Source organism: Parasphingopyxis sp. (assembly GCF_052168295.1).
Classification (GTDB): domain Bacteria; phylum Pseudomonadota; class Alphaproteobacteria; order Sphingomonadales; family Sphingomonadaceae; genus Parasphingopyxis.
Genome location: NZ_JBQLZN010000061.1, coordinates 1 through 21,139 on the forward strand (window position 1 = coordinate 1; position 21,139 = coordinate 21,139).

Genomic DNA, 21,139 nt, shown 5'->3' on the forward strand with positions numbered 1-21,139 from the left:
GGCGGTGGCGGTGGCGGTGGCGGTGGCGGTGGCGGTGGCGGTGGCGGTGGCGGTGGCGGTGCGGGCGTGAGGGCCGCGAGCGCGGCTGGCAAGAGCGATTCCGGCTGCGCCCGCGCACTTTGCTGCTGGGCCTCGGCCCGCGTTTCGCGCTGCGCACGCGCCCGCAGCTCCGCCTCGAGATCGGCAAGCGAGAAGCTCGATGGCGTCACATCGAGTTGCTCTTCCACATCGGGCGACTGCGCGCTCGCCGGCCGACCAGCCGGTGGCTCGGAGAAGCCGGGCTGCGCCGCGGCCTGCTGCTGCGATTCCGGTGGCGGCGGTGGAGCGGGCGCTGGTGGAGGCGGTGCGGGCGGCGGCGGCACAGGTGCGGGCGGCGGCGGCGGCACAGGTGCGGGCGGCGGTGGAGGTGGCGGAGGAGGAGGTGGTGGCGGTGGCGGGGGCGGTGGAGGCGGTGCAGGCGGCGGGGGCACTTCGGCCTGCGCGATCTCCACCGGCTGGCTGCGGCCGGGGCGGCGCCGCGATGCGCCTTCGCGTGCGGCGACGCGGCGGGCGATGGCTTCGCGGCGCTCGCGGCGGCGCTGCTCGCGGCGGGTTTCCCGGCGGCGCTGGGCTTCACTGCGCTGGCCGAGCGCCTCGCCCTGCGGCACGAGCCCGGCGCCCGGCGTGCCGGCCGCGGCGAGATCTGGGAAATCGGACAGGGCGTAGCGCGGCCCGTCGCCGCTCGTCGGGAAATTGCCGAAATGGACGGCCTGCGCCTTGCCCGCATCGCTGAGCTGCGAAAGCCGGCCGAGATAGGGGGTGAGGATTTCGAGCTCGCGGCGCGGCAGCGCGATCGCGGCGGCCTCGATCGTCTCGCGCACATCATCGCCGGTCAGCCCGATCACGAACGCGCGGGTGCGCCAAGCCGTCATGTCCTGCGCGCGGAGCAGCGGATCGAGCACTTCAAGCGCGCCGTCGCGATCGCCGGAGATGGCGAGGCTGAGCGCGAGCCGCTTGCGCAGATCGTCGCTCGGGTTGCGGCCCAATGCGAGCCGGTAGTCGGCCTGGGCGAGCGCGGGCTGGCCGAGCAGGTCATAGGCCAGGCCGCGATCGCCCGCATATTCGATCAGCGGCGCGCCGAGCCGTTCGGCCTCGCGAAACTGCTGCATCGCTTCGAGCGGCCGTTCGAGCCGGACGAGCGCGCCGCCAAGGCCCGCCGCCACCCGGCCGTTGCGCGGACTGAGCTCGTTCGCGCGCACGAAGAAGCCGAGCGCCGCTTCGGCATCATCCAGAGTCAGGGCCGCCGATCCTGCGCCGACGAGCGCATTGGCATCGTTGGGATTGTCGGCCAGCCGGCTGAGGTTCCGGTTGAGGCTGCGCACGGCCGCCTGCGCGTCCTGCGCCCGGTCCATGAACGGAAAGGCCTGCGGGTTCTGCGCGGCGGCCGGCGCCGCAACGCTGGTACCCGCCAGGAGCAGCGAGAGCATGAGCGCACGGGCGCCGACACGGTTTCTGCGATCGGAAAACGGGGCGAGAGGCATTACGCGACGATCATAGACAGCGTGATGCCCGAAAGCACGCGCTAGATTGCATGGCTACGCGATAAAGCGCCGCGCTTCGACGGCGAAACGACGGCATGAGCCGCCCCGCGCGACGCGGGAACGGCTCAGACCGCCAATCACATGGCTACTGGTTGTTCTGCCGGTTCAGGAAGCGCGGGATATCCATCGAATCGCTGCCGCCGCCGGACGCCGCCTTCTTCTCTTCGCCTTCGACCTTCGCCGCGCCGCGCGCGATGTTGGACATGCGCTCGAACAGCGTGCCGCCGGCGCGCGCCGGTTTCGCAGCGGGCGCATCTTCGGCCTTCGCATCCTCGGCGATCCATTTGCTGGCCGCGGGCGTCTTGGCGTCCGCGTCGCCCGAAGAGACGATATTGCCCGCATCGAGCAGCAGCTCGTCCTCATCGTCGGTGATCGTCTCCGTCTTCTCAGCGGAGACTTCCTTCGGCTCTTCGCCGGCGGAACGGACGGTGAAGGTCGGGCGGGCCGGCCGCTCGGTAACGGTCGGCGTCGGCGTCGTATCGTCGAACATGCGCGTCACGGCGGGTTCAGGCTCGGCAGGCGCTTCGATTTCGGCAGCAGGCTCTTCGATTTCGGCAGCAGGCTCTTCGGCGATTTCCTCGGCTTCCGATTCCGCAGCGATTTCAGGGGTTTCAGCCTCGGGCGCTTCGATCTCCATCGGCTCGGACGGTGCGGCGATTTCCGGCTCGTCCTTCGCGAGCGGCATCGCTTCCTCGACCGGCTCCTCCGTCATTTCGACAGTCTCGGTTTCGGCTTCCTCCGCCTTGTCACGCGCGGACGGGAAGCTGAACACCTTGGCCGGCATCGGCCGGGCCTCGCCGGCCGCTTCGGCTTCGATGCCCGTCGCAACGACCGATACGCGCAGCTTGCCGTCAAGCTCGTCGTTGAACGCCGAACCCCAGATGATGTTCGCGTCCGGGTCGACCAGTTCCTTGATGTGGTTGGCGGCCTCGTCGACCTCCATCAGGCGCATATCCTCGCCGCCGGTGATCGAGATGATGACGCCCTTGGCGCCCTGCATCGACACGCCGTCGAGCAACGGGTTGGCGATCGCCTTTTCGGCCGCCTCGCGGGCGCGATTATCGCCTTCGGACTCGCCGGTGCCCATCATCGCCTTGCCCATTTCCTCCATGACGGAGCGGACATCGGCAAAGTCGAGATTGATGAGGCCGGGCATGACCATCAGGTCGGTGATGCCGCGCACGCCCTGCTGAAGCACCTCGTCCGCCATCTTGAACGCATCCTTGAAGGTCGTGTCCGGATTGGCGATCAGGAAGAGATTCTGGTTGGGGATGACGATCAGCGTATCGACATGCTTTTGCAGTTCCTCGATGCCGGAGTCCGCGGACTTCGCCCGCCGCGACCCTTCGAAGCTGAACGGCTTGGTGACGACGCCGACGGTCAGGATGCCTTTCTTCCGCGCTGCTTCTGCGATCACCGGCGCCGCGCCGGTGCCCGTGCCGCCGCCCATGCCGGCTGCGATGAAGCACATGTGGGAGCCTTCGAGTGCGTCATCGATAGCGGCAAGCGTTTCCTCTGCGGCGGCACGGCCGATCTCGGGCCGCGATCCGGCGCCAAGACCTTCGGTGATCTTGGGTCCGAGCTGGATCCGCGTATCGGCGGAGCTGTGATTGAGCGCCTGCGCATCGGTATTTGCGACGATGAAATCGACGCCCTGAACCTCGGCCTCGATCATGTTCGCGATCGCATTTCCGCCCGCGCCACCGACGCCGATCACAGAGATTTTCGGCCGCAATTCGCTGACTTCGGTACGGGTGAATTCGATGCTCATGACGTGGTCTCCCCTTGCGATTTCGCATCCTGATCAAAGCATTAACAAATACTACACCAATATGACTCGCCGTTGCCAGCGAAAAAGTGCCGCGACTCGTGGATAAAGCTCGCTTTATCGCTCAATACTCACTCCTGAACGCAGCCATGAATCGGCTCCACAAACTGCCCTTCGCCGTACGGTGGACGAGCTGGACCTGGCTCTGCATGGCGCGCAGGTCTTGCGGTCCTTCGGCGGCGAAGCGGGCGAGCCCTGCCAGCGTCGCAAAAGCGGGTCCCGAATGCGCTTCGGGAAGCCCGGCCAGTGCGATCGGCCGGCCCGTGCGGACCGTTCGCCCGAGCGCGCCCTGCGCAAAATCGGCGATGCCTTTGAGCTCGGCCCCGCCGCCGGTCAGCACGACCTGGCGGCCGACCGGTCCGGTAAAGCCCATCTCGTCGAGCGCGGTACCGATCTGCGCCATCAAATCCTCGAGCCGTTCGCGGATCACCGATACGAGCTGGGCGCGCGTGATACGCGGGGCTTCGCCGCTCTCTTCATCGAGCTTGCTCGTGATATCGATCATGTCGTGATTGTCGCGCGGGCTCGTCGTCGCCGACCCGTGGAAGCATTTGATCCGCTCGGCCTGCGCGCGGCGCATCGCGAATTCGGTCGCGACCGCATCGGTGATGTCCGCCGCGCCGATCGGTATCGAAGTCAGCCCGACCAGCATGCCGCCGGCGAACAGCGAGACATTGGTGACGCCCGCGCCAAGCTCGACCAGCGCAACGCCCAGTTCGCGCTCTTCTTGGCTGAGACAGGCATAGCCTGTGGCGACCGGCGAGGCGACGATCCCGTCGACGCCGAGATAGGCGCTGCGCACGCAATGATCGAGATTGCGCATCGGCGAGCGTTCGGTGAGCACGGCGTGAATGTCGACGCCGAGCTGATCGGCATGGAGCCCGAGCGGGTTCTTCACGCCTTCCAGCCCGTCCAGCGTGTAAAGCGTCGGATGGGCGTGGAGGATTTCCATGTCCTCGGGATCGATCGCGTTGAGCCCGGCCATATGGAGATCGCGGATATGCGCGTCCTCGATCCGGTATCCGCCAAGATCGGCCTCGATCGTCGTAACCTTGCTCACGAGCCCGCCCGCCGAAAAGCCGACCCAGGCGCTGTCGATATTGGTGCCCGCGATGCGCTCGGCCTGTTCGACCGCGGCGCGGATCGCAGCCTCGGTCTGCTCCATATCCGCGATATAGCCGCGGCGGATGCCCTTGCTTTCGCGCTGGCCTGTGCCCAGCACTTGCAGGTCGCTGCCGTCCGGATTGCGGACGATCATCGCGCAGATCTTGGACGATCCGATATCGAGTACGGTGATCAGATTATCGGTGCGGCTTTGTGGCATGACTATCCCCCTCCTCTCACGTCGCGTCGGAATCGCCGCTTTCGGCGTCGCTCTCGGCCGGCGCGGGCGGCCGCTCCGCATCGCGCGCGACGCGCACGACGAAGCGGTCGGGCACGCGCATGTCGAACCGCCGGAAGCCCTCGCCGAGCAAGCCGTTCTGGCTGTCCATCCGGGCGAAGTTCAAAAGCGCGCGCCCTGCATCCTCTTCACCTTCGGGCAACGCCAGCGTTTCGCCCGACTGGAATCGCAAATCCCAGCGCCGGTTGCCGACCCAGGTGGCGCCGGACAGCATCGGCCGCAGCGCCGGCGCACGATCCATCAGCGCCTCGAAATTGGCGACCTGGCGATTGGCGCGCGGGCCGATGATCAGCGGCAGGTCAGGCATCGCGTCGAGCGCGACCTCTTCGAGCACTTCGCCCTCGGTATCGACGAGATAGAGGCGCTGCTCATGCTGCCAGACGGCGACCGGCGTCCGCTCGGTGATCGCCACGACCAGCGTATCGGGCAGGCGGCGGGAGACCCGCGCTTCCTGCACCCAGCTCAGCGCTTCCACGCGCTGACGGATCGCCGCGATATCGACATTGGGCATGGCCATGGACGGCTGATCCAGCGCGACGGCATAGACCGGCAACCGCTCCATCTGGTCGATGCCCTGGATCTCGACGCGTTCAATGGTGAAGCCGAGCCGGCCGATGCCCTCGCCGACCTGCCAGGCCGCCATCTGCGGCAGCCGAAACATCATCGCCGCGGCGAGTACTGCGAGCGCGAAGACCCCGATCATCGTCCAGCGGCCCGTGCGGCGGATCGTATCCTCCTGCATCGGAAGCACCGTGGCGAGCTGCGCGGAGACGGACTCGCGCTGCGCCCGTTTCGCGGGCCTGCGTTTCACGGTCGCGCGCTTTTTCGGCGCGGCAGTCCGGCGGGGTTTCCTCTGGCTCATAGCGCTTCCTCCACTATTCGCTGGACGAGCTCGGGATAGCTCATGCCCACATGCTTGGCCTGTTCGGGCACGAGGCTGAGCGGCGTCATGCCCGGCTGGGTATTCACTTCGAGCAGGTACAGGCCTTCGGCGCCCTTGCTCTCGTCCCAGCGATAATCGGAACGGCTCGTCCCGCGGCAACCGAGCAACCGGTGCGCGGCCAAAGCGAGATCCATGCATCGTTCGGCGATGTCTTCGGGAATGTCGGCCGGGCAGATATGATCGGTCATGCCGTCGGTATATTTGGCGTCGTAATCGTAGAAGCCGCTCTTCGGCACGAGTTCGGTGACGCAGAGCGCCTGGTCGCCGATCACTGCCGTCGTGAGTTCGCGGCCCGGGATGAAGGGCTCGGCAAGAAGGGTTTCGAATTCCTGCCAAGGCCCCGCCGCGTCGCGCGCTATCGGCGATCCGTAATTGCTGTCGTCGGTGACGATCGCGACGCCGACGGAAGACCCTTCGTTCGCCGGCTTGAGCACATAGGGCCGGGGCATCGGATCGCTCGTGTAGAGGCTTTCGCTCTCGACGATCAGGCCGCCGGGCATCGGGATGCCATGCGGCATGAGCACCTGCTTCGTCAGCACCTTGTCGATCGCGACGACCGAGGTCGCCATGCCGGAATGGGTATAGGGAATCTGCATCAGATCGAGCATGCCCTGCACCGACCCGTCTTCGCCCGGCGTGCCGTGCAGCGCGTTGAACACGACATCGGGCCGGATCTCGGCAAGCACCGCCGCTACGTTGCGATCCATATCGACGCGCGTGACGCTATGGCCGAGGCTTTCGAGCGCTTCGGCGACGCCCTCGCCGCTCATCAGCGAGACCTCCCGCTCGGCCGACCAGCCGCCCATCAGCACCGCGATAGTGAGGGCCTCGGTCATGCGGCATCTCCCACCGCGTAAAGCGCAGGTTGAGCGTCGATAACGTCGGTGTCACAACCTTCTTCCCATGGGAAAAGACCTTGTTTGGCCCCCGGCCATACTATTTGATAAGCCTCGGTCATCCGCTCTTTCCGCTGAGACCGATGGTACCAAATAGCAAAGCTGAAATGTTCACGAATGCTCGCCTTGTCGTGCACGAACCGCAGCTTGCAATCATGGTCTTCAACAAGGTCTCCGACCTCTATGCCGTCTTGCAGCTCGAGCCCGTTCGAGCACTGGCGATGCACATCGTTGATCATGTAGTGCATGAGTTCTGGCTTAAGTCCGAACACGATGACTTCGGGCTGACTTACGGTTTCAGGAAAACCTATCGAATATGAAAAATCGGGATAGGTCCCATGCTCGTCGAACACATGCATAACGTGGCATCCATGCTCGTGAATGTCCGCAACCACCTTCTGTTCGGCGCTATCGAGCTTCCGCCAACCCATCATCTGGCATCTCCCACCCTGCGGATTTCCCATTCGAGCTCGATGCCCGAATGTTCGAAGACGCGGCGGCGGACTTCCTCACCCAGCGCTTCGATATCGGCCGCGGTTGCGCCGCCGATATTGAGGAGGAAATTGGTGTGTTTTTCGGAGACCTGTGCGCCGCCGATGGTGAGGCCGCGGCACCCGGCCGCGTCGATCAGCTCCCAGGCCTTGTGGCCGGGCGGGTTTTTGAAGGTCGATCCGCCGGTACGCGAGCGCAGCGGTTGCGAGGCTTCGCGCTCGGCCGCGATCCGGTCCATCTCCGCGCCGATCTTCTCCGGATCGCCGGGCTCGCCCTGGAACAGCGCATCGACGACGACCGCGCCCTCGGGCACCGCCGAATGGCGATAGTTATAGTCGAACTTTTCGAGCGGCCAGGTCTCGACGGTGCCGTCACGCAGCACAAGCGTCGCCTCGATAAGAATATCCTTCGCCTCGCGGCCATAGGCCCCGGCGTTCATGCGCACTGCGCCGCCGGTCGTGCCGGGAATGCCGCGCAGGAATTCGAGACCGGCGATCCCGGCGTCGCGCGCCTTGCTCGCGACGGTGATACCCATCGCCGCGCCGCCCGCGCGCACCCGGTGATCGTCTTCGATCTTGATATCGGCGAAGCTCTTCGGCAGCCGGACGACGACGCCGCGCACCCCGCCATCGCGCACGACGAGGTTCGAGCCGACGCCGACCGGCAGGACGGGTATCGCCGGGTCGAGCTGGCTCAGGAATTGCGACAGGTCTTCAATATCGCTCGGCTTGACCAGCCATTCGGCCGGGCCGCCGCAGCGGAACCAGGTGAAATCGGCGAGACTGCCGCCCCGCTTCACCGATCCTTCGAGCGGGGGGAGTCCGGTCAGCGCATCGGCCATGTTCATGCCATCGCCTCCTTCAGCCGTTGCGGCAGCCGCGCTGCCCAATGGGTGATGTCGCCCGCGCCGAGGCACAGGATCATGTCGCCACTTGCGATTTCGCTGGAAAGCGCGGCGGCGAGCCCGGCTTCGTCGGCGACGCTGTGCGCCGCGCGATGGCCGCGCTCCTTGAGGCCGCTCACCAGCGTTTCGCCGGAAATCCCTTCGATCGGCTCCTCGCCCGCCGGATAGACGGGCGTGACATAGACCGTATCGGCATCGTTGCAGGCGGTTTCAAAATCCTCGAGCAGGTCGCGCAGCCGCGTGTAGCGATGCGGCTGGACGACGGCGAAGACTTTGCCGGGCGTGGCCTCGCGCGCCGCCGCCAGCGCCGCGCGGATTTCGACCGGATGATGACCGTAATCGTCGATGACAGTCACGCCGCCAACCTCGCCGACCTTGGTGAAGCGCCGCTTCACCCCGCCGAAATCGGCGAACCCGCCCGCGATCACATCGTCAGGGATGCCGAGTTCGAGAGCCGCGCCGATGGCGGCGAGCGCATTCTGGATATTGTGACGCCCGGCCATGGGCAGGCGGATGCCCGCGATCGTCCGCGTCGCGCCGTCCCGGTCGCGGACCACGACGTCGAACCGGTTACCGCCATTGTCAGCCGCGATATTCTCCGCCCGGATATCGGCCTGCGCGCCGAAACCATAGGTTACGATCCGCCGGTCGCGGACGCGCGGGATGATCGCCTGCACTTCGGGATGATCGAGGCAGAGCAGCGCCACGCCGTAAAAGGGCACATTCTCGACGAACTCTATGTACGCGTCCTTGACCTTGTCGAAGCTGCCATAATGATCGAGATGTTCGGGATCGATATTGGTGACGATGGCGATCGTCCCGTCGAGCCGCAGGAAACTGCCATCGCTTTCGTCGGCCTCGACGACCATCCAGTCGCCTTCGCCGACCCGGGCGTTCGCACCATAGGCGTTGATGACGCCGCCATTGATGACGGTCGGGTCGAGCCCGCCCGCATCGAGCATCGCCGCGACCAGCGAGGTCGTCGTCGTCTTGCCGTGCGTACCGGCAATCGCAACCGTGGCTTTCAATTTCATCAGCTCGGCCAGCATCTCCGCGCGCCGAACCACCGGAATGCGCCGTTCGAGCGCCGCTTCCACTTCGGGGTTGCCGCGCCGGATCGCCGTCGATGTGACAACGACCGCCGCATCGCCGAGATTGGCCGGATCATGGCCGACCGACACCGGGATGCCGCGCTCGCGCAGCGCTTCGACCGCCGCGCCCTCGGCAATGTCGGAGCCCTGCACGCTATAACCGAGATTGTGCATGACCCGGGCGATGCCCGACATGCCGATCCCGCCGATCCCGATGAAATGGATCGTGCCGATATCGGTGCCGAACCCCTTCACGATGCGGCTCCAGTGGCAGGCTTGAGCGCCTTGGGCGAACCGACGAGCATCGCCTCGCGGCCGCCGCCCTGGCCCAGCCGTTCGACGAGATCGGCGAGATCGCGCGTCGCGTTCGGATAGCCGGCGCTGCGCGCGCGGCCGGCGGCGTTCATCAGCGCTTCGGGCTCGAGACCGAGCTTCTGCATCTGCTTGGCAAGCTCGGCGGGCGTGAACTGGCTCTGCTTGATGACGCGTGCGCCACCGCTCGCCTGCATCTCGCGGGCATTGGCCGTCTGGTGATCGTCGGTCGCGATCGGCAGCGGCACGAGAATGGCGGGCCGCCCCGCCATCGTGAGTTCGGCAATGGTCGACGCGCCCGCGCGCGCGATCACGATATGCGCCCAGCCCAGCCGCTCGGGCAGGTCGGGCAGATAAGTGGCGAGATCGGCGGGGATGGCGAGATCGGCATAGCGATCGCGCACCCGTTCGATATCCTCTTCGCGGCATTGCTGGGTGACCTGCATGCGGCGGCGGAAGGAGAGCGGCAACAGCGCGAGCCCGTCCGGCACGACGTTCGACAGCACGCTCGCGCCCTGGCTACCGCCGGTGACGAGCACCCGGAAGATGCCGTCTTCGCTCAATGCGGGAAAAGGCTGGGAGCGGAGAACCGCGACTTCCTCGCGCACCGGATTGCCGATCAGATGCGTCTTGCCGAGATGCTTGTCCTTGAGCCGGCCGACTTCCTTGTAGGCGGCGGCAATCGCATCGACCCGGCCCGCCAGCAGCCGGTTGACGCGCCCGAGCACGGCATTCTGCTCATGGATCGCGCAGGGGATCTTTTCCGCCAATGCGCCGAGCAGGGCCGGGAGCGCCGGATAGCCGCCAAAGCCGATCACCGCTTCGGGCGCGAAGCTCTCATAGAGCCGCCGCGCCATGGCCCGGCCGCGCCAGATATTCTTCGCCGCGCGAAACCAGCCGAGCGGGTTTTTCGTTACGCGCCCGGCGGGCAGAATATGCTTCTCGTCGCCCTCGAACGTGCCGGGGATCGCCGCGCCGCGTTCGTCGGTGACGAGCGCGACATAATGGCCGCGCTTCTTGAGCTCGGTCGCGAGCGCGAAGGCCGGGATGATATGCCCGCCCGTGCCGCCCGCGGCGAGAACGAAGTGCCGCGCGCCCATCTACAACCGCCTTTCGAGGGCAGGCAGGTGCGGGTTGCGCCGCGTGAAAGCGAGCAACAGGCCGAAGCCGATCGACAGCGCGATGAGCGACGAGCCGCCATAGGAGATGAAAGGCAACGTCATGCCCTTGGACGGTGCCATATCCAGATTTACTGCCATATTAATGAGCGCCTGGATTGCGAACTGGGTGGCGAGGCCGGCCGAAGCCAGCAGGTAGAAGATATTCTCCTCGTCGATCAGCTTGACGAACACGCGCACGACGATCGCCCCGAAAATGAGGGCGACGGCGAGACAGGCCATGAGACCGAATTCCTCGCCGATCACCGAGAAGATGTAATCCGTATGCGGCTCGGGCAGGCTGTATTTCATCTCGCCGTCGCCGGGACCGACGCCGAGGAATCCGCCATTGGTCAGCGTGCGCATCGCATTGTCGACCTGATATGTATCGCCCTCGGCGAAGAGGAAATTGTTGATGCGCGTCGTCGCGACCGGATAGAAAACATAGGCCGCGCCGATGCCGGCGACGCCGATCGCGGTGAGACCGCCCAATATTTTGGTCGACACGCCCGAGATCATCAGCATCACGATCCAGACGCTGCCGAAGATCACGGTCTGGCCGAAATCGGGCTGGCGCATCAGCAGGAGCGCGATGACGCCGGTCAGGATGGCGGTCGCCCAGACGACGGGCAGGGTCGGATCCTGCGTCACGCGCAGCGAGAGGAGCCAGGCCGCCGCGACGATGAAGAAGGGCTTCAAAAATTCGGACGGCTGAAGCGTCGCAACGCCATAGCCGATCCAGCGCCGCGCGCCGTTCACCTCATTGCCCAGAAACGGAACGAGCAACAGCAGAATGAAGAAGCAGACCGCCCCGGCGAGCGCGAAACGCTTCGCGAATTCCTTCGGCATCGTCGAGATCACCAGCATGATCGGGATGCCCGCGCCCAGCCAGATGAGCTGGCGGTAGAAGAAATAGAGCTGGGGCAGCTGGAAGGAATCGCCCGAATAGCGTTGGGCGGCAGCCGGCGAGGCGGCAGCCACGCCGATCAGGCCGATCGATATCAGGATCGTCACGAGCAACAGCAGGACGCGGTCGATCTCCCAGAACCATTCGCCGAGCGGGCCCTTGTGCGACCGGCTGATATAGTCGCCGAAGGTGCGGCGCTGCGCAGCGGGTGCTGCGGTCTTGGCGATCGTGGATTCCATGTTCATGACAGGCTCCCCACTGCGGCGCGGAAATCGTCGCCGCGCTCCTCGAAATCGCGATATTGATCGTACGAAGCGCAGGCCGGCGACAGGAGGACGGTTTCGCCCGAGCGCGCCGCCTCGGCGGCGATCCTGACCGCCTTGCGGATCGTCCCGCAATTGCGCACCGGCATCCAGGGTTCGAGCAGCTTTTCGAACATGTCCGCCGTTTCGCCGACGGTGTAGGCCGCGCGCACATGGTCAAAATAGGGTTCGCACGCATCGAGATCGTCGGCCTTGGCCCGGCCGCCCAATATCCAGTGGATGGCCGGATAGGCAGCGAGCGCCGGGGCGGTCGAGGTCGGGTTCGTCGCCTTGCTGTCGTTGAGGAAAAGCACGCCGCCCCTGTCCGCGACCCGCTCCATCCGGTGCGGCAGCCCGGGGAAGGTGCGCAGCCCCTCTTCGATGGCTTCTTCGCCTATCCCGAGCCGCCGGGCGACGCTCATCGCGGCGATGGCGTTCTGCGCATTGTGCGGGCCTTGGAGCGACGGCCAGCCGGACTGATCCATGCAGCCACCGGCCGAAATCTGGATCACCACGCCGTCGGTCTCGCCCGCAATCTTGCGGCTCGACTCGTCGTCGATCGCGATGATGCTGGCATGGTCCGGCGATTGCATTTCGAACAGCCGCCCCTTGGCCGCCGCATAAGCGTCGAAATTCTCGTACCGGTCGAGATGGTCGGGCGTGATGTTGAGCAAGACGGCAACGTCGCAATCGAGACTGTACGTCAGATCGATCTGGAACGAGGAAAGCTCGAGGACATAGACGCCGCCCTCTTCAAGCTCGCGCTCACCGAGGATCGGCTTGCCGATATTGCCGCCAAGCCGGGTCGGGATACCGGCCGTCTTCACGATGTGGTGGATCAGCGCCGTTGTCGTCGACTTGCCGTTGGTGCCGGTGATACCGACAACCTTGTGCGGCGGTAGCTCGGGCCGGGCCTGGGCGAACAGTTCGATATCGCCGATCAGCGGCACTTCGGCCTCGCGTGCCTTGTCGGCGATCGGGTGGCGGTTGATCGGAACACCCGGCGAAACGATGACGCCGTCGAACTTGGACAGATCGAGTTCGAGCGGATCGGCCAGCGTCGCCTTGTTCGCCACCTGCTCGCGCGCCTCTTCGCGATCGTCCCATGCCGATACGCTCGCGCTCGAGCGCCACAGATAGTCGACGACCGACAGCCCGGTCCGCGCTAGACCGAGCACCGCATAGCGCTTTCCGGCAAAGGCGCGGGCGGGCGTCATCTGAGCTTCAACGTCGACAGGCCGGCGAGCGCCAGCACGAAGGAGATGATCCAGAAGCGGATGACGACGGTCGGCTCGGACCAGCCCATCTGTTCGAAATGATGGTGGATCGGCGCCATCTTGAAGACGCGCTTGCCGGTCCGCTTGTAGAAGAAGACCTGGATGATGACCGACAGTGCTTCGAGCACGAACAGCCCGCCGACGATGCCGAGCACGACTTCATGGTGCGCGGTGACGGCGATCGCGCCGAGCGCGCCGCCGAGCGCGAGACTGCCGGTATCACCCATGAAAACGGCCGCCGGCGGCGCGTTGAACCAGAGGAAAGCGAGCCCCGCGCCGACGATCGCCGCGCAGATGATGGCGAGATCGCCGGCCCCCGGCACGTGCGGGATACCGAGATAGGTCGCGTAGTCCTCGCGGCCGACGAGATAGATGATCATCATGAAGGCGACCGAGGCGATGATCACCGGCATGGTCGCCAGCCCGTCCAGCCCGTCCGTCAGGTTCACCGCATTGCCGGCGCCGACAATCACGAGCATCGCGAACACATAATAGGCATAGCCGAGATCGGCGACCGGACCGTTGATGAAGGGCAGATGGAGATTGGTGCCCGTCTCACCCAAGATGATCCAGCAGGCGAAACCGGCGATCGCGAACTCGGCGAACAGCCGGAGCTTGCCCGAAATACCGGCATGGTGGCGCTTCGTGACCTTGTCATAATCGTCGAGAAAACCGATCAGGCCGAAGCCCAAAGTCACGAACAGGCACGCCCAGACGAGCTTGTTCGAAAGGTCCATCCAGAGCAGCAGCGACACCGAGAGCGAAGCGAGGATCATCAGCCCGCCCATGGTCGGCGTGCCCGCCTTTTTCATGTGCGTGATCGGGCCGTCGTCGCGGATCGGCTGGCCCTTGCCCTGCTTGATCCGCAGCCAGCCGATGAAACGCGGACCGATCAACAGGCCGATCAGGAGCGCGGTCGCCGTCGCGCCCCCGGCACGGAAGCTCAGATAGCGGAACAGGTTGAGCGGCCCGGCATAGTCGAAATAGCTGGCGATCAGGTCGAACATGGCGTCTTTCCACCGGCCAGCGCCTCGACGACGCGAGCCAGTCCAATATAATTGCTCCCCTTGACGAGCAGCGCGTCGCCCGGCCGAATCTTCCCCTCGAGACTCGCGAGCGCCGCCGCCGCGTCGGGCACATGGACGATGTCGATGCTGTTGCCAAGCGCGTCGGCCAACGCCTGCATCGGCTCGCCGACAAGCACGGCATAGGCGACGCCGGCATCGGCGACCGGACTGGCAAGCTCGGCATGATAGCGCTCGGCATCCTCGCCCAGTTCGCCCATCGCGCCGAGCACCGCGCCGCGCCGCTCGACCGGTTCTTCGGCCAGCGTCTTGAGCGCCGCCTTCATCGACACCGGGTTCGCATTGTAGCTTTCGTCGATCAGCAGTGCCTCGCCCTGTTCGAGTAGGATCGCCGAGCGCGCGCCGCGGCCCGGGAGGCCCGAGAGCTCGGCGAGCGCCAGCCCGGCCTGTGCGAGATCGCCCCCGACGGCCTCCACCGCACCGATCACGGCCAGCGAGTTCGACACCCAATGATCGCCGGGCAGGCCGACGGTATAGGTGAGTTCGCCTTCCGGCAGCACGGCGCTGACGATCGTGCCGGTGGTCGCGCGCACGGCTTCGACCGCGCGGATGTCTGCGCCCTCGCCCTTGCCGAAGGTCCAGATCGTTTCCGCATAGGGCTCGGCCCAGCCGATCAGCCGGTCGCGGTGCGGACTATCGAACGGGACGAGCGCGACGCCGCCGGGCTCGAGGCCCTGGAATATCTCGCCCTTGGCGTCGGCGATGCCCTCGATGCTGTCGAAGAATTCGATATGCGCGGGCGCGATCGCCGTGATCAGCGCGACGTGCGGGCGGACGATCTGCGTGAGTGCGGAAAGCTCGCCCGCATGGTTCATCCCCATCTCGAAGACACCATAGCGCGTGACGGCCGGCATCCGCGCAAGGCTGAGCGGTACGCCGGTATGATTGTTATAGCTTTTGACCGAACGATGGACGTCGCCCGGCGACGAGCGGTCGAGCGCAGCGAACAGCGCTTCCTTCACGCCCGTCTTGCCGACCGACCCTGTCACGCCGACGATCTTGGCATCGGCCCGCGCGCGCGATGCAGCGCCGAGTGCGTTGAGCGCGTCCATAGTATCGGCGACGCGAACATGCGGATGCGCGCAATCCTCGCTGACGATGGCGCCGGCCGCGCCGTTGCCGAATGCGCCGTCGACAAACTTGTGCCCGTCGGTCGTCTCGCCCTTGAGCGCGATGAAGAGATCGCCCGCCCCGACTTCCCGGCTGTCGAACGCAACGCCGTTCACGGCGAAATCGCCATGCGCTTCGCCGCCGACGGCTTTGGCGATCTCATCCGAGGTCCACAGCGCGCTCATGCCGCACACTCCCGCGCGACCGTCACATCGTCGAACGGCAGCATGCGGTCGCCGATCTCCTGGCCCTGCTCATGGCCCTTGCCCGCGAGAAGCACGATATCGTCCGGCTTGGCCTCAGCGACCGCCGCCGCAATCGCCTCGCGCCGTCCGCCGATATCGACTGCGCCCGGCGCGCCTTCGAGAATGGCTGCGCGGATCGTGGCCGGATCTTCCGAACGCGGATTATCGTCGGTGACGATGACATGGTCGGACAGTTTCGCCGCAACCGCGCCCATGAGCGGCCGCTTGCCCGCATCGCGATCGCCGCCCGCGCCGAACACCGTGATCAGACGGCCCTTGGCGTGCCAGCGCAGCGCATCGATCGCGGCTTCCAGCGCGTCGGGCGTATGCGCATAATCGACATAGACGGGCGCCCCCGCCTTGGTGATGACCGCGCGTTCGAGCCGCCCGCGCACGGGCTGGACGCGGGACAGATTGCTGAGCGTCGCGGCAAGGTCGTCGCCCGTCGCCCAGACGAGGCCGGCGGCGACGAGCGCATTATTCGCCTGATAGGCGCCGATCAGCGGCAGCTCGATCGTGAAGCTCTTGCCCTCGGCCTCGACCTCGAGCGTCTGGCCGAACTGAGTCGGCGTGCGGCCGGTGAGTCGGATCGCCTCGCCCTTCTTGCCGACCGACATGCCGCGCACGCCGCGACCCTCGATCGCGGCGACGACCTTTTCGCTCGCCGGGTCGTCGGCCCAGACGATCGCCGTGCCGTCCTTGTCGACGACTTCGGTAAACAGGCGCAGCTTCGCCTGCAGATAGGCCTCCATCGTGCCGTGATAATCGAGATGATCGCGCGACAGGTTGGTGAAAGCGGCGGCGCCGACCGGTAGCCCCTCGGTGCGGTACTGGGACAGACCGTGGCTCGACGCTTCGAAGGCGAGATGGGTGACGCCCTCGCGCTTCAGACCCGCTGCGTTGGAGAGAAAGGTGACGATATCAGGCGTCGTGAGCCCGGTCGTCGTCTGGTCGTCGGCCGTTGTCACGCCGAGCGTGCCGATCGAGGCGGCGTGATGCCCGGCCATGCGCCAGAGCTGGCGCGTGAGTTCGACCGTGGACGTCTTGCCGTTCGTTCCCGTGACGGCGACGCTGATATCGGGAAAGGGCGCGAAGAATTTGGCGGCGAGCTGCGCAAAGGCGCGGCGCGGTTCTTCGTCGGTGACGCGGGCCGCGCCCTCCACCTTCGCTTCGGGGCGGGAGACGACCGCGATGGCGCCGGCCTTCACCGCATCGGGAATGAAATCCTCACCGTTGAACCGCGCGCCGCGAAACGCGCCGAAGATCGTGCCCGGCGCGACCTTGCGGTGATCGATCGCAAAGCCGGTGACCGTGGGACTGTCTTCGCTGTCCGATCCAAGGAGCGCGGCGAGCTTCATGACCGCTCCGACGGCGGACGCCAGAGCATGGCGCGCAGATGCGCGGTATCGATATCCTCGGTTTCGCTCGGGATGACGCCGAGCAGCGGGCCTATCCGAGAGACGATCTGGCGAACGACCGGCGCGGCCGTCCAGCCGGCGGAAGACGCGCCGCCCGTTCCGGCGTCGCCGCGCGGCTCGTCCAGCATGACGAGGATCACGTAGCGGGGATCGTCCATCGGGAAGGCCGCCGCGAACGTAGTGATCAGCGCATTCTCGCGATAGCCGCCGCCGCCCGCCTTTTCGGCCGTGCCCGTTTTGCCCCCGACGCGATAGCCTTCGGCGTCGGCATTGCGGCCCGTGCCCTCCTGCACGATCAGCCGCAGCAGGCCGCGCATCTGGCGGCTCGTCTCCTCGCTGAACACGCGCTCGCCCGGAGGCACTTCGTCGGCCGAGAGACGCATCAGGGTGAGCGGCCGGTAAAGCCCGCCATTGACGAGCGTCGCATAGCTGTTGGCCAGATGCAGCGGCGTCACGGCGATGCCATGGCCATAGCCCGCCGTCATGATCGTCGTGCGCGCCCAATAATCGGGCCAGATCGGGCGGCCGCGCACGGGCAGTTCGAAATCGACCGGATCGTCAAAATGCAGGTCGCGGAACACAGCCTGCATCCGTTCGGCACCCAGTTCGTCGGCGATCCGCGCGGTGACGATATTCGAGCTGTGGACGAGCGTTTCCGGCACGTTGAGATAGCGGCGCTGCGGATGCAGATCGCTGATCGTATGCCGACCGACCTGCAGGGGTTCTTCGGCATTGTAGCGCCGCGATATATCGGTGACGACACCTTCCTCGATGGCGGCTGCCATGGTGATCGGCTTGAATGTCGAGCCGAGCTCGTAAAAGCCCATCGTCGCCTGGTTGAAGCGCGCCCGGTCGCTCGAGCGGTTTGCGGCATTGGGATTGAAGTTCGGCAGCGAGGTCAGCGCCAGCAATTCGCCGGTATGCGCGTCGAGGACGATGCCGGCCGCGCCGATCGCCTCGAACCGCCGCATCGCCGCGGCAAGTTCGCTCTGCACTGCGGCCTGCACCCGGCTATCTATGGAAAGCGCGACCGGCTCATTCCGCCGCGCGGGATCCATGAGCCGTTCTTCGAGCACCGCCTCCATGCCCGTGACGCCTTCACCGTCGAGATTGACCCAGCCCAGCACATGGGCGGCGAGATTGGTCTGCGGATAGAGCCGCTCCGGCTCGCGCAGATATTCCATCGCCGGTTCGCCCAGCGCGTTCACCTGCGCGACAAGCTCGGGCAGTGCGCGGCGGCGCAGATAGGAGAAAGTCCGGCCCGAGGTGAGAATCTCAACATATTCCTGCGTCGTCCGCTCGGGCATGAGCGCGTGGAGGCGGGGCGCGAGTTCCTCGGGATCGCTGATGACCCGGTCGGGATGGATGGCGATCGACCAGGCATCGATCGTGCGCGCCAGGGTAACGCCGTTGCGATCAACGATATCGGCGCGCGGCGGCAAATTCGCATCGGCGCTCGCGGCATAGGCTTCGCCGCCGCTGAACGCGGTCAGCCAGCCGATCCGGATCGACACCGCAACGACACCGAACAGCAACAGCAGCATGACGATCATCAGCCGCTGCTGGACGATGGGCTGCATTTGCCGCCGCAGGCTTACCTTGCGCACCTCAGCCGGTTTGGCGACAGGCCGGTTCATCGATCCGCGCTGTCCTCCTCGCCCTCGGCTTCGCGGGCCGCCTCGCCGGCAATCGCATCGCGCGTTTCGGCATCGAGAAAGGCGATCGGCCGGCCGTCGGCGCCCTCGGGCACCATATAGGCCACCTGCTGGATCTGCGGCCGGCCCGTATCGGCATCGGGCGCCTCGAACACTTCCTCGTCGATAAGGTTGCTCTCGTCCGGCTCGTCGGTCGCGGACGCATGCTGGATCGGCGCCTCGGCGGTGGGCTCTGCGATCAGGCTCGCCAGTTGCAGCTCGCTCGCGAGAAACTGCCCGGGCTCGGGCGCCGTCAGAATGAAATCGCGACGGTTCCACACCTCGATCTGGCTCATCCGGCTGCGCGTCTGGAATTCGGTATTGAGCGAGAGGATATCCTCGCGCGCCAGCTGGATATCGCGTTCGACGGCTTCGAGCGCATTGCGCTCGGCCGCCACGCGATGCGAGATCAGATAGCAGCTAAGCGCGGCCGAGGAGACGGCCGCCGCCCAGGCGACGGAACGGAATTTGCGGGTGATGGTCATGCGGTGACCCTCCTCTCCATGGGCCAGGGCGGCGCGGCGCTGCGGCGCGCGCTGCGCAAGGTTGCCGAGCGCGAGCGCGGGTTGCGGGCGAGTTCGTCCGCGCCGGCGCGCTGCGCCTTGGCCGGTTTTTCGAAACTGGGCGCGGGGCCGGTGTCGGCGACATCGGGCAGGTGCCGGGAGCCCCCCGGCGTGCGGCCGCTGCGCTCGCGGAGAAACTGTTTCACGATCCGGTCTTCGAGGCTGTGAAAGGTAACGACGGCCAGCCGCCCGCCCGGCGCGAGCACGGCCTCGGCAGCGGCCAGCCCGTCGCGCAGCTCGTCGAGCTCGCGATTGAGATGGATGCGGATCGCCTGGAAGGTTTTCGTCGCCGGATCCTTGGGCGCGCCGGCGCGATGACCGACGGCCTTGCGGACCACGGCTGCCAGTTCGCCGGTCGTTTCGATCGGCCGCGCGGCGACGATTGCCCGGGCGATGCGGCGCGAACGATGCTCTTCGCCATAGGCATAGAGCGTATCGGCGATCAGTTCCTCATCGGCCGTGTTCACGAAATCGGCGGCGCTTTCGCCATCCCGCTCCATGCGCATGTCGAGCGGGCCATCCGCCTGGAAGGAGAAGCCGCGCTCGGCCCGGTCGAGCTGCATTGAGGAAACGCCGATATCCATGGCGACGCCGTCCACGGCGTCCACGCCATGCTCGGCAAGCGCCTCGCGCATCTCGGAGAAGCGGCGCGGTACGAGATGGAGCGCGCCATCGCTCGCTTCGGCCAGCTCCGCGCCCTCGGCAATCGCGTCGGGATCGCGGTCGAAAGCATAGACCTCGGCCCCTTCGGCCAGCATCGCGCGCGAATAGCCGCCGGCCCCGAAGGTAGCGTCGACATGTATCTCGTCGGGTCCAATGTCGAGTGCGACGATGACTTCGTCGAGCAAGACCGGTTCGTGCCGGGGATCATGTTTGGGATCGGCGGCAACGCTCATAACGCCACCCCCTTCTCCCGGCACAGATGCTCGAGCACACGCAAGAGCCGCTTGTCGCCCATCGCCATGTAATGGGAATACGCGCGCGCCGGGGACCAGATATCGAAATACGGCCCGTTGCCCGTGAAGAAGGCGAAATCCTCGATCCCGCCGATTTCGCGCAAGAGGCCCGAGAGCACCATCCGGCCGGCCTTGTCGAACACGACGCGCTGGAGCGGCGCGAATGTCTCGGTGCCGCCGCCGTCGCGGCGGATCAGGCTCTTGCGCCCGCCTTGCGCGGTTTCACGGGCGCGCTGCTCTCGCAATTCGCCGGCCAGGGCGAAATACTCCGTCTCGTCGAAGCCCGTGAGGCAGGGCAGCTCTTCGTCTTCGGCGATATAGAGTAGCTTGTCGTCGACCGGCATATTGGCGGCCTTGGCCTGTGCGGCGCGGCGGTCGACGGTGGCGCGGAGATCGGCCGGCAGGGACACGCGGCCCTTGCCGTCAACAGCGTTCAGCGCCTGTCCGCCAAAAGGAATTGAAAATTCCACGCCGATCCTCTCCCTCGGCGCAAAGCGCTGCCCATCGCTGAATCACGAAAATTCAACGTCGAACGTCGGTGTTCGGGAGCGCCCTGCCCCTTACAGGACGATTTGCGTATCAAGGTTAACGATGGGTATCAATACCATTTCATGGGTATTTTAAGGGATTTCAGACCACCGCACGGTTGAGCGTTACACGAAACCGGCGCAAAAGTAACGATGTTCTATCTTTGTTTTGCGCAGATCGTGGACCGCGAAGCGCGCGCCGTTTGACGCGCAAAATCGACGGACAGCCGGCCGGATGGCCCGCACCCCGATCGAATCTCTCTGAGTCGCGCGCAAAGGGGCGCGATTCGCGCGTTTCAGCCTTCCGGCGTCTCGTCTTCGCGAAATTCGTTGACCGGCTCGACTTCGGTCTCTTCGACCGGCCCGGTTCCCGGCGCCACACCGAGTTCTGCGAGCGGCTCCTGCGGCAGCTCTTCCTCGGCGGCGAGGACGGTCTCGTCCTGTGTCGCC

The 21,139-nt window shown here is 66.1% G+C and carries 18 protein-coding genes; all 18 read right to left on the bottom strand.

Annotated features, from left to right (window positions below; translation table 11 throughout):
* Positions 1 to 1,466 (bottom strand): hypothetical protein (locus ACTS1Z_RS10305; protein ID WP_442624372.1); only part of this gene is annotated, 1,466 nt, incomplete at its 3' end.
* 199 nt (positions 1,467 to 1,665) lie between these two features.
* Complete coding sequence (gene ftsZ / locus ACTS1Z_RS10310) at positions 1,666 to 3,351, bottom strand: cell division protein FtsZ (protein WP_442624373.1); 1,686 nt, start codon at positions 3,349 to 3,351, stop codon at positions 1,666 to 1,668.
* A gap of 121 nt (positions 3,352 to 3,472) precedes the next feature.
* Positions 3,473 to 4,732, bottom strand: coding sequence for a cell division protein FtsA (ftsA, locus tag ACTS1Z_RS10315; RefSeq protein ID WP_442624374.1), 1,260 nt, complete (start codon positions 4,730 to 4,732; stop codon positions 3,473 to 3,475).
* A 16-nt stretch (positions 4,733 to 4,748) separates the two neighbouring features.
* Positions 4,749 to 5,621 (bottom strand): cell division protein FtsQ/DivIB, encoded by an 873-nt coding sequence (locus ACTS1Z_RS10320; protein WP_442624375.1) that lies wholly within the window; start codon positions 5,619 to 5,621, stop codon positions 4,749 to 4,751.
* Positions 5,622 to 5,668: 47 nt separating this feature from the next.
* Positions 5,669 to 6,589, bottom strand: coding sequence for a D-alanine--D-alanine ligase (locus ACTS1Z_RS10325; protein ID WP_442624376.1), 921 nt, complete (start codon positions 6,587 to 6,589; stop codon positions 5,669 to 5,671).
* Entirely contained in the window at positions 6,586 to 7,083 is a 498-nt protein-coding gene (locus ACTS1Z_RS10330; RefSeq protein WP_442624377.1) for a DUF4262 domain-containing protein, read from the bottom strand. The genes ACTS1Z_RS10325 and ACTS1Z_RS10330 overlap by 4 nt, the downstream gene beginning before the upstream one ends.
* Positions 7,080 to 7,982 carry a UDP-N-acetylmuramate dehydrogenase gene (murB, locus tag ACTS1Z_RS10335; RefSeq protein ID WP_442624389.1) on the bottom strand — a complete coding sequence of 301 codons (903 nt, stop codon included), beginning with the start codon at positions 7,980 to 7,982 and terminating at the stop codon, positions 7,080 to 7,082. The genes ACTS1Z_RS10330 and murB overlap by 4 nt, the downstream gene beginning before the upstream one ends.
* A gap of 2 nt (positions 7,983 to 7,984) precedes the next feature.
* Entirely contained in the window at positions 7,985 to 9,391 is a 1,407-nt protein-coding gene (gene murC / locus ACTS1Z_RS10340; protein ID WP_442624378.1) for a UDP-N-acetylmuramate--L-alanine ligase, read from the bottom strand.
* The gene (murG, locus tag ACTS1Z_RS10345; protein ID WP_442624379.1) at positions 9,388 to 10,548 is read right to left on the bottom strand and encodes an undecaprenyldiphospho-muramoylpentapeptide beta-N-acetylglucosaminyltransferase; all 1,161 of its coding nucleotides are present in this window, start codon (positions 10,546 to 10,548) and stop codon (positions 9,388 to 9,390) included. The genes murC and murG overlap by 4 nt, the downstream gene beginning before the upstream one ends.
* Entirely contained in the window at positions 10,549 to 11,757 is a 1,209-nt protein-coding gene (locus ACTS1Z_RS10350; RefSeq protein ID WP_442624380.1) for an FtsW/RodA/SpoVE family cell cycle protein, read from the bottom strand.
* Entirely contained in the window at positions 11,754 to 13,031 is a 1,278-nt protein-coding gene (gene murD / locus ACTS1Z_RS10355; protein ID WP_442624381.1) for a UDP-N-acetylmuramoyl-L-alanine--D-glutamate ligase, read from the bottom strand. The genes ACTS1Z_RS10350 and murD overlap by 4 nt, the downstream gene beginning before the upstream one ends.
* Positions 13,028 to 14,098 carry a phospho-N-acetylmuramoyl-pentapeptide-transferase gene (mraY, locus tag ACTS1Z_RS10360; RefSeq protein WP_442624382.1) on the bottom strand — a complete coding sequence of 357 codons (1,071 nt, stop codon included), beginning with the start codon at positions 14,096 to 14,098 and terminating at the stop codon, positions 13,028 to 13,030. The genes murD and mraY overlap by 4 nt, the downstream gene beginning before the upstream one ends.
* Entirely contained in the window at positions 14,086 to 15,471 is a 1,386-nt protein-coding gene (locus tag ACTS1Z_RS10365; RefSeq protein ID WP_442624383.1) for a UDP-N-acetylmuramoyl-tripeptide--D-alanyl-D-alanine ligase, read from the bottom strand. Before ACTS1Z_RS10365 ends, mraY begins: the two co-directional genes overlap by 13 nt.
* A complete protein-coding gene (locus tag ACTS1Z_RS10370) occupies positions 15,468 to 16,889 on the bottom strand; it encodes a UDP-N-acetylmuramoyl-L-alanyl-D-glutamate--2,6-diaminopimelate ligase (RefSeq protein WP_442624384.1) in 1,422 nt (473 codons plus the stop codon). Before ACTS1Z_RS10370 ends, ACTS1Z_RS10365 begins: the two co-directional genes overlap by 4 nt.
* Entirely contained in the window at positions 16,886 to 18,586 is a 1,701-nt protein-coding gene (locus ACTS1Z_RS10375) for a peptidoglycan D,D-transpeptidase FtsI family protein (protein WP_442624385.1), read from the bottom strand. The genes ACTS1Z_RS10370 and ACTS1Z_RS10375 overlap by 4 nt, the downstream gene beginning before the upstream one ends.
* Positions 18,583 to 19,128, bottom strand: a complete 546-nt coding sequence (locus ACTS1Z_RS10380; RefSeq protein WP_442624386.1) for a hypothetical protein — start codon at positions 19,126 to 19,128, stop codon at positions 18,583 to 18,585. Before ACTS1Z_RS10380 ends, ACTS1Z_RS10375 begins: the two co-directional genes overlap by 4 nt.
* Positions 19,125 to 20,102 (bottom strand): 16S rRNA (cytosine(1402)-N(4))-methyltransferase RsmH, encoded by a 978-nt coding sequence (gene rsmH, locus ACTS1Z_RS10385; protein ID WP_442624387.1) that lies wholly within the window; start codon positions 20,100 to 20,102, stop codon positions 19,125 to 19,127. The genes ACTS1Z_RS10380 and rsmH overlap by 4 nt, the downstream gene beginning before the upstream one ends.
* Positions 20,099 to 20,632, bottom strand: coding sequence for a division/cell wall cluster transcriptional repressor MraZ (locus ACTS1Z_RS10390; protein WP_442624388.1), 534 nt, complete (start codon positions 20,630 to 20,632; stop codon positions 20,099 to 20,101). The genes rsmH and ACTS1Z_RS10390 overlap by 4 nt, the downstream gene beginning before the upstream one ends.
* Positions 20,633 to 21,139: the final 507 nt, after the last annotated feature.

Bases quoted from the DNA above. Each gene is read 5' to 3' on its own strand.
- ftsA (WP_442624374.1), bottom strand. From the start codon at position 4,732: ATGCCACAAAGCCGCACCGATAATCTGATCACCGTACTCGATATCGGA.
- ACTS1Z_RS10350 (WP_442624380.1), bottom strand. From the start codon at position 11,757: ATGAACATGGAATCCACGATCGCCAAGACCGCAGCACCCGCTGCGCAG.
- ftsZ (WP_442624373.1), bottom strand. From the start codon at position 3,351: ATGAGCATCGAATTCACCCGTACCGAAGTCAGCGAATTGCGGCCGAAA.
- ACTS1Z_RS10325 (WP_442624376.1), bottom strand. From the start codon at position 6,589: ATGACCGAGGCCCTCACTATCGCGGTGCTGATGGGCGGCTGGTCGGCC.
- ACTS1Z_RS10370 (WP_442624384.1), bottom strand. From the start codon at position 16,889: ATGAAGCTCGCCGCGCTCCTTGGATCGGACAGCGAAGACAGTCCCACG.
- mraY (WP_442624382.1), bottom strand. From the start codon at position 14,098: ATGTTCGACCTGATCGCCAGCTATTTCGACTATGCCGGGCCGCTCAAC.
- murB (WP_442624389.1), bottom strand. From the start codon at position 7,982: ATGGCCGATGCGCTGACCGGACTCCCCCCGCTCGAAGGATCGGTGAAG.
- murD (WP_442624381.1), bottom strand. From the start codon at position 13,031: ATGACGCCCGCCCGCGCCTTTGCCGGAAAGCGCTATGCGGTGCTCGGT.
- ACTS1Z_RS10330 (WP_442624377.1), bottom strand. From the start codon at position 7,083: ATGATGGGTTGGCGGAAGCTCGATAGCGCCGAACAGAAGGTGGTTGCG.
- ACTS1Z_RS10365 (WP_442624383.1), bottom strand. From the start codon at position 15,471: ATGAGCGCGCTGTGGACCTCGGATGAGATCGCCAAAGCCGTCGGCGGC.
- rsmH (WP_442624387.1), bottom strand. From the start codon at position 20,102: ATGAGCGTTGCCGCCGATCCCAAACATGATCCCCGGCACGAACCGGTC.
- murG (WP_442624379.1), bottom strand. From the start codon at position 10,548: ATGGGCGCGCGGCACTTCGTTCTCGCCGCGGGCGGCACGGGCGGGCAT.
- ACTS1Z_RS10380 (WP_442624386.1), bottom strand. From the start codon at position 19,128: ATGACCATCACCCGCAAATTCCGTTCCGTCGCCTGGGCGGCGGCCGTC.
- ACTS1Z_RS10375 (WP_442624385.1), bottom strand. From the start codon at position 18,586: ATGAACCGGCCTGTCGCCAAACCGGCTGAGGTGCGCAAGGTAAGCCTG.